The organism is Schaedlerella sp. (genome assembly GCF_056796775.1).
The window spans coordinates 1-14,353 of record NZ_JBQIKP010000076.1 but is presented as its reverse complement, the minus strand read 5'-3'; the positions used below and the strand labels follow the sequence as shown (position 1 = coordinate 14,353).

Below are 14,353 nucleotides of genomic sequence, written 5' to 3'. Positions count from 1 at the left end.
AACTTTCCCCTTTCCTTTTTTACTATTGTATCATCTTTTTACTTTGCAAAAAAGTTTCTTACGCAGCAAGCTGCGGGGAATTAAACCCTGAGAGATTAAAGCCTTGCATTGTTAAAGTTTATCATTTCCAGAGTATTTTTGCAATATGTATTTTGCAAAATGCAAAATTTTTAGTTACTATATCACAGTTTTTATCTGACTGGAATCAGTCACTTCACCCACATAAGCAAAAAAAATCAAGACGCGAAGCATCGGCAGACGGCTTTGCCGACTGTTTTTGCGCATGTGAGTGAAATGACTGTGAATAGTAACAACAATGCAGTAACATGATTTTTTCGTATTGACAATTTTATGATGTATTGTAATAATTGAAGTATAAAACTGCTGAACAGATCCTGACCGAAACAAAAACGCAGAAGGAAGTGTACTCTATGACTTTAAATAAATCCACTCTCTCCGAACAAATCTACCAGATTCTCCGCTCAGATATCCTGAGCCAGCGAATCCCTCTGGGGACGAGGCTGACCCTCAAAAATCTGAAGGAACAGTTCGGGGTCAGCTCCACTCCCATCCGTGAGGCGCTCACCCGGCTCACGGAAGAAGGGCTGGTCAATCATTATTCGAATATCGGGGTAACTGTGATCTCCCTGACGGAAAAAGACCTGACAGAGCTGTATCAGTTTATGGGGGATTTGGACCGCCTGGCAATCCTGTATTCCGCGGAGCATCCGGCCCAGGAGCAGATCTGCCGGGAACTGGGAGGGGTACTCTCTGTTACAAATGCCATTGAATCGAAGGACGCCCTGCTGCCGGAGGATATCCCGGGATGGATCGAGCATTCCGACCGCTTTCATCTTATATTCTACGACTACTGCAGGAATCAGAGACTGGCCCTGGCAGCCGAAAAATTGAGAAGCCAGCTTACGATCTTTTCCAATGTTTATGAAACGGAGCCGCAGCCCCAGAGACAGATCAACCAGATGCACTCCCGGATCTGGGACGCATACCGGAGGAAGGCTTATGCCCAGGCCGGGGATCTGATGAAGCAGCATCTTGAGGATTCCTTGATTTACGCAAAGCAATGCTTGGTGAACTGATTGCATGACACCGCATCTTTCTCGGCCGGATGCCTTGCAGCAGGGCGCAAGGCACCGTGAGCAGTAACGAAAATATTTCCAACTGTACGGTTGGATGCTCTAAAGAGCCTCCAACCTACTCATCCATTCATACATCATCGAAATCCTAATTGAACAATCAGTCCCCTTTTTATACTTCAAGCCCCTGCTCCTGTTCATATTGAAAACATGCCTCGCGCACCCATTGGCTGGCAGAAGCCGGATTGTCCGCAAAGGATGTCAGCGCCGTCAGGAAAAATGCCATTTCCTGTTGATTCTTTCCCCACGCCTCTTCGAGAAAGGATAAGGCCGCCTCCAGCATAGACTTTACCTGGGCGTTCTGCTTCTCATGCTGCCTGACCTCCCGGCCAAACTGCTTCTTTATCTTATCAAGATCCTTATGCGGCGCTCCTGTATCCGGATTTTTTTTATACTCAGCCAGCGTCCGTATGGCCGCAAGGTACTCTTCCCTCTCTCTTGCCGTTATACTGTTGGCCGCGGCGCGTTCCCGAAGCCGCTCCCGAAGCCGGTCCGTCTGTTCCTGCAGCAGCAGGGATACCGGAAGTCGGTCCTCTTTGACTCCTTTTTTCATACTGCCAAGCGCCCTCTCCACCATCTGCAGGCTGCTCTCCCGGCTGGCTGACTTTCGAAATCCTTCCCCCAACATTTCCAGGATCAGGCCCAGGATAGAATACCGCTCATCCCTCTCCGCCCTCTGCGACTTTTCGATCAGCTCCTGACCTGCCTTGCCCGACAGAATATCCGCAATCCGGTAATCTGCTTTGCATTTCCGATATAGGCCATAGGAAATCCCGAATTCCTCTGCGATCTCCTCATCTGTAATATACTGTCCGGTCAGCCTCCCGGTGATCTCAAAACCCTTCTCCTCATACAGCCGCGTCGCCGTCGATAAGTCCTCCCATCCCCGGGCCGTCACGTACCGCATCCCTTCCTCCATGGAACGGACGGAATAAAACCACTGCGGATGCGTCTCCAGAAACATGATTACAGCGGCATGGATGCCCTGCTGAAAAGCGTATTGCTTCCAAATCGAAATGTCTTCCGTAATATCCATCCGTTTCAGACGGTCCATGACGGCCATGTCAAATTCTTTTACCGATCTGCTGTACTCCGGCCGGCTGCCTGCCGTGACCACGACCCAGCCCTCCGGCACCTGCCGATTGCCCAGGGTCTTGTACCGCAGGAACTGGCGCACCGCCGGCTCCAGCGTCTCCGGGGCGCAGTTGATCTCATCCAAAAAAAGAATCCCTTCCTTTTTTCCGGAATCCTCCATCACACGATATACGGCGGCAATGATCTCGCTTATCGTGTATTCGGAAACACAGATCTGCGTCCCGTCATGATCCCGGGCTTTGATCACAGGACGTCCCTGCGCGCTCTGCCGCGTATGGTGGCGCATGGAACCGGAAACAAGAGCGAGATCCAGCTCCGACGCGATCTGCTGTATGACTGCGGTCTTTCCGATCCCGGGGGCGCCTGTCATAAAGATGGGGCGCTGCCTGGAGACGGGAATCGTATACTCTCCAAATTCATTTTTATCCAGATACATCTCAACCGTTCTTATAATCTCACCCTTCGCTTCTCTGATGTTCATGATTTGCCTCCTTACCATTGATTTGTTTTCGCGCAGACAGAATCGCATCTGTTATGATTCGCCATGCCTTGTCCTTTCCGCAAGGCGTCCGGCCGGTAAAGCAGCGGCCTCAGTCCTCCCAAAGTGTTCTCCCCCGCCTTTCATATACTGTGTGGCAGATTGATCAGGCGCACAGTATGTATATCAATAAATATACTATATTATACTAAACAAACCAGTTGTTTTCAACCTTAAAATATAATAAACTATATTTATCAATATATAGAGGAACGGATATGGAGCATTATAATTTAGATCAGTATAATTTTGAAAAAATCGGAATGGAATTAAAGCGTTTGAGAACGGAGCATTCTTACACTCAGGAACAGATTGCGGGGGATCTGGGCTGCACGGTGTCCTTTGTCAGCAATATTGAAAACAACCGCGCAAAGCTGAACCTGCGCGTCCTGATGTATTATGCCAGGCTATGCAATGTCACGGTAGATTCTATTTTAAATGCGGGACAGGAGGAAGAAAAGCAGCAGGATATTTCCAGCGCCCGGGACGCCGAGGCGCTCAATATCCTGCATCAGTTCCCGCCTGAAAAGCAGGAGAAGATCATCCAGGTTTTGAAATATATCAAAGAGCAGTGTGTTTGACATTCTCGAAAATCAAAACTTGTTGACAGACAACACTAAAATTAGCCAAAAAGGGAGGTTATGTGTCACACTGGTGGCTCTTTCCTCTCTTTTATTTTCTATAAGGAGATACATATGCAAACTTACACGGTTGAGGAAGCACGAAGGATTGCCATGAATTGTGCCAAGCAGTATGATAAAAATCTAAATAATCAAAAATATATAATCATGCTCCGCCGCAGTACTTCGTCAGAAGGCATTCCTCACACTTTGGATTCCGCGCCGTACAGATGCTCCTGCCAAATGTGATGATCTGGATATTGTACAGGATCCAGTGGTCCTTCGGCAGTTCTTTCATCAAATCCTGCTCAATCTTTTCCGGTTCGGAATTTTTCGTCAGCCCGATTCGGTTGGAGATCCGCTTCACATGCGTGTCTACCACCACACTCGGGTCATGATAAATGTTTCCCCGGATCACATTTGCCGTCTTACGCCCTACTCCGGCCAGGGAGGTCAGATCCTCCAGGCTCCGCGGCACTTCCCCGCCGAACCGGTCCTGGAGCGCGCGCATACAGGCAATGATATTTTTTGCCTTGTTGTGATAAAAGCCCGTAGGCTTGATGTCCTGTTCCAGCTCTGCCAGGTCTGCCTTTGCAAATGCCTCCACGGAGGTGTATTTCCGGAACAAATCCTGTGTCACGATATTGACGCGCGCATCCGTACACTGGGCGCTCAGCATCGTAGCGATCAGAAGCTGCCAGGGTGTCTCATAATTCAGGTAGCAGACATACTCCGTGCCGTACTGTTGATCCAGAATTTCCAAAATTTCTTTCGTACGCTTTTTCATCTGGTGATCCTTTCTTATCTATATACCGTTATATGTTTTCGTTCGGATAGCGCAGTAAATGCGCTGTCCTGTGCTGAGTATACTCACGGCCGATGAAATCTGCCGTGAGTATCGCGCCAGTCGCAGCCGCAAAGCGGCATAATTCCTTATGCGACTGTGCGCATCGCATTATACTGTGCGGCAGATTTATCTGACGCTCAGTGTAATTACTGCATATCGCTCCATAACCTGCTCCCTGCTTCGGATTCCGCCTGTCGCTCCCATCCTTTCAATGCAGATGGAAGCCCCCGCATTTGCAAAACTTCCGCATTCCGGCAGTGTCTTCCCGCGGCTTAGCGCATCCAGGAAGCAGGCTGTAAAGGTATCCCCCGCGCCGGTCGTATCCAGACAGCGTGCATGGGGATAGGCCGGGATCCAATACCGCTCTGCTTCTGTTTTGATAAAGCTCCCCCTCGCCCCGGCCTTCAGAACGACACATCCCACCCCATATGCGAGAAATGCGTCCGCGATCTCATCCTCGTCATATAAGCCGGTCAGAAGGCTTGCCTCCTCATAATTGGGGAAAATATAGTCCAGCAGCGGCAGGCTGCTTTTCATGTCTTCCAATGTCTCGCCGTTCTTCCGTTTGGTCATGTCCGCGCAGAGGATCAGGCCATTTGCCTTTGCCCTGGAAAATAATACGGCCAGGGCAGCGTCATCGAATGCCGGAAAGACAAAGATGCTGGCAAAGCAAAGATATCGTCCTCCCGCCAGAGCCTCATCGGAGATATCCGCCGGATCGAGCTTCCGCAGGCTTCCATTCCGGGACGTAATAAAATGCCGTTCCCCGGAAGCATCCACCAGAACAAGGTTCACTCCTGTTTCCAGAGAAGCTTCCGCCTGCAAAAAAGACGTATCCATCCCGGCATTCCTGCAAAACTCCTGGATATAATTTCCGGCGTAATCTGTGCCGATCTTGCTGACAAGCCGGACAGAGGCGCCGAGCGCAGCAAGCACCGCGGCCTCATTCAGAGCGTCTCCTCCGGTATGCATGGCTGTATGATCGGCAGACACTGAACCGGTCTCAAATACGTCTGCCGAAACCGGCTGCGCGAGCACATCCAGGATGGACGCGCCTATGATAATGAAATCCGTTTTATGAATCATGGTATTGTTCTCCCCGTTTCCATGCCTAAGATGAAATTATTCGTTTGTTTCCTTCATCCACCTTGCAGGCCAAAATATCCGCTGATTTGCAGCCTTGCTTTAAAGTAACCGGACTTCTGTACTCATGCGCAAATATACCGTATTGACCGGGGCGCAGTTTTAATGCTTCATTATACAAATGCAGTGCGGAATCGGTAAATAAATCAAATTGAAATCCTGATGTTGGATCACCGATTATCTCCTTGACCATACTTTTTCCGGCAGGTTGACTTATGAATTCATAAACAAACACTTTTCTGGGTTCTATTAAGTCTTCATTTTCCAGCCCCATTTTTTTATCCTGTCACTGTCTCTATTTTGCGCAATGTACTCTGATAAAATATACAGATTATTTACTTTGGACGCAAATGTATCACTATGCGTACTCAAAATCAATTTCATTCCCTTATTACTGAGTCTGTTCAAAAACTTCACAAACTCTAATTGTTTTTTCCCGTAACAGACATTTCCTGTAATTATTCCACCCCCAACGCAGCCAGTGCATCGCAAAGGCGCCGCCATTCCTCCAGCAGTTCTTCCCGTTTTTTTTGTCCTGCCCTGGTAATGCGGTAATATTTTCTTGTGGGGCCCTCAGAGGTCTCTCCCTCATACTGCTCCGGGGATTGTGCAGCCTTCCCTGCACAATCCCCGGAGCAGCGCATAAATGCCGCTCTCCTGTGTACCGGGAAAGCTCTCGTGAATCCGGCGCAGGATCTCATATCCGTACAGGTCCTCGACGGACAGGACATGCAGCAGGCACAGCTCGATCAAATCCTTTTTTAACATAGGGATACCCCCGCTCCGGCCAGGCCCGCAAGGCCGATGGCGCTTAAGCTGACGGCGCGGGAAACCCACCAGCCGGAGGACAACGAGCCAAGGTCCATGCTGACCAGATTCGCAATGACCAAAACGCATTCCACCAGGACCATAAGCCCCATAATATACAGGGCGCGCCAGCGGCGGTCTGACATCCGGGCCTTGACCAGGCCGAACAAGCCGGTCACTGCCGCGGCAGTGCCGGAGATTCCCATGGTCCAATATGCAATCCTGCCGTACCATGCCGGCGGCAAAAGCTCCCAGATTCCCGTGATCAGCCCTGCCAGTACGGCAGCGGCGGCAGCCATGATCAACAGCAGGATGGACAGCATCAGACAAAGCCCTTTGGGAAAAGGAGCTCTTGCTGTCTCTTTCCGTTGCGGCCGAAAACAGATCAGGGCAATCGCCGTCCCTGCGGCAAGCAGGATGGACATCAGCCCCAGCGGGTATTGGTTGAATCTTGCCCGCAGCAGCAGGTATTCGGGCAGCAGCAGGCAGAAAGCCATCAGGCCAAATGCCGCCAGCCAGCGGCGGTACACCTTCGGCTCTGTGAGAAGGCGGGCGGCTTCCAGCGGCTCACCCAAATCCTGTATCCATGCATCGTCATTTCCTGGCAGGCGCTCGGAAAACAGTGCTTCATAGTCTGCCAGCACTTCGTCTGCCTCCGGTTTCGGCAATCGCCACCGAACAAAATTCCTCTTTTTCATTTCCCTGATCCATAAATGCTTCCCAATCTGACACAGCCAGACGAACAGGCTGCATTCCTCCCGGAAGCTGTCAATATATTTTAACGCCTGGCAGAATACCTCCTGCGTGAGTTCCTCCGCAAAATCGTCCTTCTGGCACAGATAGAATATATTGTGTGTGACTTTAGGCGAAAGACAAAAGCAGAAACAGCAGCATAAGCACAACCGCATAACAAAACACAGGGGCGGCGGGAAGTATAAATGATCCCGCCGCCCCTTATCAGAATCCCTGTATCATTTTTTCAAACGCATGATATGCCCGCCATAAATAATTCATAAAAGTCATCTTCTCCGGCCAGCATCGGGGAATTTTCTCCGCCGCCGTTGGTGCTGCGCTTCATTGCGGCGTGAAATTCCTCTCCGGCACAGATCAGGTCCATCTCGTAGATTTCATATCCCAGCTCCCAGCATACCCCGCAAAATGCGGTAAGCGGCTCCTTTGCCTGCCTGGTATCCAAAAACCTGTTCCTGACCTCCGGGTCACGCAGCGCCTGATTCTGCAGTTCATCCAAAATCGTCACAACATCCATTCTCTCTGCCCCCGTTTTCTCAATTTTCCTCCTGCATATGTGTTACGTGTATACACATGAACGGTAAAATCTGCCACCCCGCCAAAGCATATTCCACAACACACGGATATATTTCGGTAAAGTTTCTCGCCCATAAGTATAATTTATTGTTTCACGAAAAGAAATGCTTGTCAAGTGGAGTGCCAACCGCCATTGACATTTTTTTCCATTATCAAGTATAATAGGTATTGCGCTGAAGCGCAAGCAGGTCACCAATTTTCTACCGAAAATTGGTGACAAATTATAATAGATTGCAAGCACGGCACACAAAACGATAGTCACAGGACACATTCCTGATCAGGCATGCCCTGTAACAAATCGAAAACTACAAGCGTACAGCATGACAGCCTGCAGCAGAAATTCTATCCATCATGAGGTACATACAAATGAAAAAGAGCATACATCTGCTGAATCAATCTCTATCTGCAAAAATCAGGCGCACTTGTGAAGGAGATTTCTTTTGCTCCATGCTCCTGCATAGGAATCGGAAACGGATCCTGCGGACAACTGCCGCACTTCTCTTCACCGGCCTCCTGTCTGTTTTCGGATTGACGGCGGGCTCTCTGCGGAATGTTGCGGAGGCTGCGGTTCCGACTCCGAAATTCACAGAGCCTTCTGTTTCCTCCCAGGACTTTTCCTATATGGCGGCCACAGAAGCACAGGATTCTCATTCCGGCAATGCTTTGGAAGGATCCTCTGCAGAATACGCCCTGTCGGCAATGTCGTCTTCTGCTGATTCCGAATCCACCTACGAGGATGGCAGCATGGCATGGACTCTGTCAGAGACAGCCGCGCCGGAAATGCAGACACCGGATCTGGATTTCCTGCTGTCCGTTGTCAGCAAAATTCCCGGCGGCGAGGAGTTCTCCTGTTCCCAAACGGAGCTCCTGTTCTCACCTCCGGCGGAAACAATCCGGGACATCCTCGATGTGTTTGAGGAAGAAGGCCGCAGGATCGGGTTTGTATTGCTGGATCTCCATTCCGGGAATTATGTCAGCTTTGATCCGGATTACAGCTTTTACAGCGCAAGCACCATGAAGGGGCCTTATGTCGCGGCGCTCAATAAATTCAGCCCGGAGGCGGTTGATGAATATACGGAATCTCTGATGGAAAATACGATCGGCTGGTCCAGCAATGAAGATTATGAAACTCTGCATTACTTATATGGAAATGATGTGATGTATGATATGACGGAATATACCTCCGTTTCCGATTCGATCGTTGATGATTACAACTGGTATCCTTACCTGACTCCAAAAGAGCTGACGCAGCTTTGGATCGGGACTTATTTTTACTTTTTTGAAGATACGAATGAAAATTCAAACTGGTGCCGAAGCCTTTACACCGACACCGCGGAATCCTTTATCGGATCGGCCCTGGGGGAGGGCCATACGGTGTATACAAAGGCCGGCTGGTATTCTGACTGGGAGGATATCGCCCGCAATGACGCCGGGATCATTCGGGCGGGCGGCCATGACTGGATCCTTACGATCATGTCGGATGCCTTTGAGTCCTATGACGAACTGGAAGCACTGGCCGCCGCACTGGATGAAGTCCGCAAGCTTATGCCTTACGGCGAACTGGAGATTGCGGAGGCCGCGGACTTTTCAAAACCATAATGCTGTACATAATCATGGCACCCTACGGTCAGACCGTCCGCTCCTTCACCTGGCTCCTCACGTCCAGCAGGCCGGATTTTAACAGCACCGGACGAAGTACGTTGTAGAGAAACGCCACAAGAATGGTCGATACCACCGCATTGACAAATGTGGTCGCCGTGCTCCATTTTGCCAGCACCTCCGCCATCTGCTGGGGCTGCCCCAGGACGTACTGCTTATAAAAATATCCCACCAGCGGGTCCGCGATCACATTAAATCCAAGCCCCGCCACCGAAGCGATCACGCTCCAGCGGAAAATGTATTTTTTATCCGTGCTTTCGTTGATCTTCGCCGCTCTGTGGGCCACCAGGCCGACGATCAGCCCGATGCAGAGCTTTAAGACAAAGGTCTTTGGCGCACCCAAAATGTAGACTGGATCCATGATATCCGCAATCGTCATACCCACCGCGCCGGCCAGCCCTCCGTAAACTCCTCCCAGCAGCAAAGCCGCCAGTACGCAGAAGGCATTCCCGATGTGAATGGACGTCGCGTCGCCGCCCGGCATGGGGATCTTGATCTGCAGGAAGGTAAAGGATACGAAGCAGAGCGCCGCCATCAACGCAGTCTGAGCGAGTTTCAAAATGGTCTGATTTCTCTTTTCCATGATAGATAACCTCTTTTCTTCTTCATCTCGTAACTATTTATTTTTGAATTCTTTCCTATCCTATCACTATGGTGACCACATGAAAATGACCATTTTTGTTATTTTTATACAGGCCAGTTCGGATCAATCCTCCTTCATCCCCTTAAGCAGGTCCAGGTCTGACTGCCGTACCTTGATATTGCTTTCGAACTTCTCGCCTTCCGGCGTTTCCACGGTGATCGCGATCACAGTCCCCTCCCGGATGCCTGCCGCCTCCACCGCCTTGATAAATGGCAGTACTTTGGGGTGTGTATCGTTAAACTGCTTCCATGCCATCTGCATTTTAAATAACTTTTTCGGATTCATGGCCATTGTTCTCTCCCCTTTCTAAAAAACATTGTGTCTGTTTAAAAACTGTCTTAAAAAATGTGTCTATCCTGCGGCAGTTCTACAAGTCAAGATGTGTCACTTATTTTTCTGCATCTCCTTAGCGTCAGGGAAATCAGCCGGACAGCTTCGCGCTGCAAGCATTTCCCGCGCCAGCTCCTTCGCCCTGCAAAATTCCGCATCCTCCGGATTCACCTGCAGCACGTAATTGATTTTTCCCAGAAGCTGCCGCAGATAGCGCACGCAGGCTCCTTCCATTTCCCGGGAAATTTCCTTCGTCCCTTCCTCTCCCCTGCATCTCTGCAAATGAGATTCCACACCGAATTTGCCGCAGTAGTAAACCTCTGCCCGCAGCTTTCTCCGGTATTCACGGCTGACCTGGGGCTTTTCATTGACGACGATGCCTGTCACCGTCTGCCGCTGATGCGCCTTCTGCAGCCGGGTCTTTGTTTCATTCAGTTCAAATCCATACGCCGCCAGAAATCCCCGCGCCTTATTTTTGACCTCCCGCCTGTCAAATTCCCCGGAAAAGGTCATGTCGTCGCAGTATCTTGTATACCGGATTCCCCGCTCCCGGCACCACGCCCCCATATATTCGTCAAAGGGCCTCATGACCAGGTTGGAAATGGCCGGAGAGGTGGGCGCCCCCTGCGGCAGCGAATCCCGGCAGCAGCATAAGTTTGCCAGCATCGTGCGGATCGGGGGCGGATAATACACAGCTGGAAACGCATTTCGGTAAACCTGCAAATAGGTGATGCTGTCAAAAAAGTTCCGGATATCCAGCTTCAAGATCTCCTTTGCGCCCACATGGGGCTTTGCGTTTTCCGTAACGGCGGTTCCGGGCTTATATGCCGCGGCATAATCCGAAACCGGAAAATCCGCCAGTACATGGCGGAGGATATTTTTCTGGATCCGGCACAGCAGATGATCCGGAACCAGAAGCTTTCGCGTGCCTCCGCCCCTCTTTGGAACGGATGCCGGATGATAGTGCCGCTCCGGATGGTTGCTGACCGCATACAGGCAGGAAAAATATTTTTCCTCTTCGACGCGCACGCCGTCCAGAAGATGAAGGGAACGGAGTACGGCATGAACCTGCTCCGAAGTACAATATTTCCATAAGTCTTTCCCCTTCATTCTCATGCACTTCCTTTCGAATGTGAAATTTTATCCACCCGTACAGTTGCAATCCAAAATTTCAGTTTTTTGCGAGAAAACTGAGATTTTGGATTCGCAGCCGTACAGGTGGAATTTTATACTGAGCGCGGGAGAAATCTGCCATTCAGTATATTATCCCGCAGGAGCAATACAAAAAATGGATTCCATAGGATGCGCAGGTGTACCAAGGCTATGCCGGAAAAGCACACGGAAGTGTGCGGAAGTACATCGGAGCATCCGGAGGTCTTATGTCCCCGGTGCTCCATCCGGTGAAAGACAGAGGAACTGCCGCAGACAGATTTTCTGCATACGATGGTTCTGTATGAAAAAATACCGCAGGCATTTCCATATATGGTCTGTCCGGATGGAGCGCTGATGATTGTTTCCCGGACGGCGACTCGCCGCCCTGCCGTTTTGGAGCCGTACAAAAAACTCTGCGAACAGCACCTGATCCTTTCTTTCGGATAAAAACGGATATGCTATTGCTTCTGCAGGATAAGCTCTACGATTCACAGCGATTTCACATACCTGCTCGCAGAATCGTAAACCGAGCGCCAGATAAAGAGGCCGCTCCGTCTGACTATTTTAAGATCACCTTCCGGAAGTTCTTCTTTCCTTTTTTCAGGACCAGCCCCTCTCCGGAGAGCTTTTCCTTTCCGAATACGGCCTGGATGTCCGACACCTTCTCGCCGTCCACAGCCACGCCGCCCTGCTGTACGGCGCGCCTTGCCTCTGCCTTGGATGGCACCAGGCCGCTCTTTAACAGCATGGAAAGGATGTCGATGCCGCCCTCCGTCAGCTCCTCCTCTGTCAGCTCCGCAGTGGGCATATCCGCCGCATTTCCCTGGCTGAACAGCGCCCTTGCGCTCTCCTGGGCGCGCTTCGCTTCCTCTTCTCCGTGAACCATATTGGTCAGCTCATACGCCAGGATCTCCTTGGCCTGGTTCAGCTGGCTTCCTTCCCATGCGTCCATCTCATCGATCTGCTCCAGCGGCAGGAAGGTCAGCATGCGGATACATTTCAGCACATCCGCGTCTCCTACATTTCTCCAGTACTGGTAAAAATCAAAGGGAGAGGTCTTCTCCGGATCCAGCCAGACCGCGCCGGACTGGGTCTTGCCCATCTTCTTGCCCTCAGAATTGAGCAGCAGTGTGATGGTCATGGCGCTGGCGTCCTTGCCCAGCTTCCGGCGGATCAGCTCGGTTCCCGCCAGCATATTGCTCCACTGGTCGTCCCCGCCGAACTGCAGGTTACAGCCGTATTTCTGGAACAATGCGTAGAAATCATATGCCTGCATGATCATGTAGTTAAATTCCAGGAAGCTTAATCCTTTCTCCATTCTCTGTTTGTAGCATTCCGCCGTCAGCATGCGGTTCACGCTGAAATGCGCTCCTACCTCCCGCAGCACTTCAATATAATTCAGATCCAGCAGCCAGTCCGCGTTATTTACCATCATGGCCTTGCCTTCGGAAAAATCAATGAACCTGCTCATCTGCTTTTTAAAGCAGTCGCAGTTGTGCTGGATCGTCTCCTGTGTCATCATCTGGCGCATATCCGATCTTCCCGACGGATCCCCGATCATCCCCGTACCGCCGCCGATCAGCGCGATGGGACGGTTGCCCGCCATCTGCAGCCGCTTCATCAGGCACAGCGCCATGAAATGCCCCACATGCAGGCTGTCCGCCGTGGGGTCAAAGCCAATATAAAACGTGGCTTTTCCGTTGTTGATCAGATCTGAGATCAGTTCCTCGTCCGTTACCTGGGCGATCAGGCCCCTGGCTTTCAGTTCATCATAAAGCTTCATGATTATCCTTCTCCTTCTTCTGAAAATGCTTTGCCTGTACGGCTGCGATACGGAAAGACTGTCAGCTTTTCCGCATACGATCCAAAGAGGATCCAGCCGGTTTACAAGGCGAAAAAAGAGCCCTCCTATCCGAAAAGGACGAGGGCTCTTACGCTCGTGGTACCACCTTTATTCACAGGCAACTCCCATTGCCTGTCTCTGTGAGTCGATCTGACCGGGGTTCCGCGTCTGGCCTTGTAAAACTGCTTCCCTCAAAGCCTGCGTCAAATGGAATCCCTCTGCTTCCTTCCAAGCCTGCATGTAATGGAATCCCTCTGCTTCTTCAAAGCCTGCGTGAAATGGAGTCCGCCTGGTTCTTCCTTTCTCCTGTCCGGTTCAATCACTCCATGCGTTAACGTGCATCAATCCGTCACAGCCTACTCGCCCGGGCAAACGATACGGCGCCGTGGAGCATGATCCAGAATCACTGTCCTATGTCCCATATTGCCGCGGCAAGCCCATGCTTTGGGTGTGAAGCTCCGGGATGTATTCGCATGGAACGGTATCACGCGCCTCTCACCAGCCGGCTGCTCTCTGTCTTCTCCCTGTTCCCGCTACTTGTTCCCTTCGTCGCTTTTCTCGTATCTGTGGTTCATATTAACCTAAGCCATATGGGTTTGTCAAGATATATTTTAAGAGTATCCGGTTCAGTAACAAGAAGCTTTTGGTATCAGGCACCGTCAGGTGCCAATTTTTTGTTATGGTCGCTCCGGATGATCATAGAGAGAAACAGATTCTAGACTTTCCGAGACTACACGAACGAAATATTCCCCTCTATTCCCGAATCTCCTCCACAATCCCTTCCCTCAGAACCGCCCTTCCGGACAGCAGGGTCACCCCCACGCAGATCCCGATATTCAGCAAAAGGATCCCTCCCAGGGCCGCTCCAGAGACAAATGCCCCCGGATGCAGATAGAGGTATACATGGACCAGAAAATAATATAAGATTTTTTGAACCACAAAGTAAATGACCAGAACCGTAACCCCCGAATAGATCCCGTAGCACAGTCCTTCCTTGGCCAGCATCCTTTTGAATCCCGCGTCCGTGATCCCCATGGCCCGCAGGATCCCGAACTCCCGCTTCCTTGCCGCCACCAGGTACTGCATGCTGTTCATGATGTGGAGCGGCTGCCATCCGGCAAATTTGAGACCAACGAACTGGTACTGGAACTGACAATCCTGGCCTATAACATCCCGCGAATGATCGGACAGGAAAG

At 50.8% G+C, this 14,353-nt stretch carries 16 protein-coding genes and 1 pseudogene; 4 read left to right on the top strand and 13 right to left on the bottom strand.

The genetic code is table 11. The features are described 5' to 3' along the window. Both ACTOY7_RS20550 and ACTOY7_RS20545 read left to right on the top strand, forming a co-directional pair. A partial coding sequence (locus ACTOY7_RS20550) for a hypothetical protein (RefSeq protein ID WP_482672364.1) occupies positions 1-293 on the top strand: 293 nt, incomplete at its 5' end. A gap of 138 nt (positions 294-431) precedes the next feature. Beyond that, positions 432-1,097, top strand: a complete 666-nt coding sequence (locus ACTOY7_RS20545) for a GntR family transcriptional regulator (protein WP_482671587.1) — start codon at positions 432-434, stop codon at positions 1,095-1,097. A gap of 169 nt (positions 1,098-1,266) precedes the next feature. On the opposite strand, the gene ACTOY7_RS20540 is transcribed toward ACTOY7_RS20545, so the two are convergent. After that, positions 1,267-2,730 carry an ATP-binding protein gene (locus tag ACTOY7_RS20540; protein WP_482671588.1) on the bottom strand — a complete coding sequence of 488 codons (1,464 nt, stop codon included), beginning with the start codon at positions 2,728-2,730 and terminating at the stop codon, positions 1,267-1,269. 275 nt (positions 2,731-3,005) lie between these two features. Here ACTOY7_RS20540 and ACTOY7_RS20535 point away from each other — a divergent pair, with 275 nt between their 5' ends. Next, positions 3,006-3,368 (top strand): helix-turn-helix domain-containing protein, encoded by a 363-nt coding sequence (locus ACTOY7_RS20535; protein ID WP_160283578.1) that lies wholly within the window; start codon positions 3,006-3,008, stop codon positions 3,366-3,368. Positions 3,369-3,573: 205 nt separating this feature from the next. Here the strand turns inward: ACTOY7_RS20535 and nth are convergent, their stop codons facing one another. The 7 genes and pseudogenes from nth to ACTOY7_RS20500 all read right to left on the bottom strand — a co-directional run bounded on the left by nth (position 3,574) and on the right by ACTOY7_RS20500 (position 7,471). After that, a complete protein-coding gene (gene nth / locus ACTOY7_RS20530) occupies positions 3,574-4,194 on the bottom strand; it encodes an endonuclease III (protein ID WP_160283577.1) in 621 nt (206 codons plus the stop codon). 186 nt (positions 4,195-4,380) lie between these two features. Further along, complete coding sequence (locus ACTOY7_RS20525; protein WP_482671589.1) at positions 4,381-5,340, bottom strand: carbohydrate kinase family protein; 960 nt, start codon at positions 5,338-5,340, stop codon at positions 4,381-4,383. Positions 5,341-5,365: 25 nt separating this feature from the next. Next, positions 5,366-5,671, bottom strand: coding sequence for a hypothetical protein (locus tag ACTOY7_RS20520; RefSeq protein WP_482671590.1), 306 nt, complete (start codon positions 5,669-5,671; stop codon positions 5,366-5,368). Positions 5,672-5,985: 314 nt separating this feature from the next. Continuing rightward, on the bottom strand, positions 5,986-6,165 hold the full coding sequence (locus tag ACTOY7_RS20515) for a PadR family transcriptional regulator (RefSeq protein WP_482671591.1): 180 nt from the start codon (positions 6,163-6,165) through the stop codon (positions 5,986-5,988). Then, positions 6,159-6,848, bottom strand: a complete 690-nt coding sequence (locus tag ACTOY7_RS20510; protein ID WP_482671595.1) for a hypothetical protein — start codon at positions 6,846-6,848, stop codon at positions 6,159-6,161. Before ACTOY7_RS20510 ends, ACTOY7_RS20515 begins: the two co-directional genes overlap by 7 nt. Positions 6,849-6,899: 51 nt before the next feature. Continuing rightward, positions 6,900-7,112: pseudogene (locus ACTOY7_RS20505) on the bottom strand (RNA polymerase sigma factor); the annotation flags it as partial. A gap of 71 nt (positions 7,113-7,183) precedes the next feature. Next, positions 7,184-7,471, bottom strand: a complete 288-nt coding sequence (locus ACTOY7_RS20500; protein ID WP_160283572.1) for a hypothetical protein — start codon at positions 7,469-7,471, stop codon at positions 7,184-7,186. A gap of 425 nt (positions 7,472-7,896) precedes the next feature. On the opposite strand from ACTOY7_RS20500, the gene ACTOY7_RS20495 reads away from it, so the two are divergent. Further along, positions 7,897-9,129, top strand: a complete 1,233-nt coding sequence (locus ACTOY7_RS20495; protein ID WP_482672362.1) for a serine hydrolase — start codon at positions 7,897-7,899, stop codon at positions 9,127-9,129. A gap of 28 nt (positions 9,130-9,157) precedes the next feature. Here the strand turns inward: ACTOY7_RS20495 and ACTOY7_RS20490 are convergent, their stop codons facing one another. From ACTOY7_RS20490 to ACTOY7_RS20470, 5 genes are all read right to left on the bottom strand, one after another. Further along, complete coding sequence (locus ACTOY7_RS20490) at positions 9,158-9,772, bottom strand: ECF transporter S component (protein WP_160283571.1); 615 nt, start codon at positions 9,770-9,772, stop codon at positions 9,158-9,160. A gap of 123 nt (positions 9,773-9,895) precedes the next feature. Beyond that, on the bottom strand, positions 9,896-10,117 hold the full coding sequence (locus ACTOY7_RS20485) for a hypothetical protein (protein WP_300885196.1): 222 nt from the start codon (positions 10,115-10,117) through the stop codon (positions 9,896-9,898). 99 nt (positions 10,118-10,216) lie between these two features. Further along, positions 10,217-11,272, bottom strand: coding sequence for a reverse transcriptase family protein (locus ACTOY7_RS20480; protein ID WP_482671593.1), 1,056 nt, complete (start codon positions 11,270-11,272; stop codon positions 10,217-10,219). A 601-nt stretch (positions 11,273-11,873) separates the two neighbouring features. Beyond that, the gene (gene tyrS / locus ACTOY7_RS20475; protein WP_482671594.1) at positions 11,874-13,097 is read right to left on the bottom strand and encodes a tyrosine--tRNA ligase; all 1,224 of its coding nucleotides are present in this window, start codon (positions 13,095-13,097) and stop codon (positions 11,874-11,876) included. 813 nt (positions 13,098-13,910) lie between these two features. After that, on the bottom strand, positions 13,911-14,243 hold the full coding sequence (locus ACTOY7_RS20470; protein ID WP_482672763.1) for an FtsX-like permease family protein: 333 nt from the start codon (positions 14,241-14,243) through the stop codon (positions 13,911-13,913). Positions 14,244-14,353 lie beyond the last annotated feature (110 nt).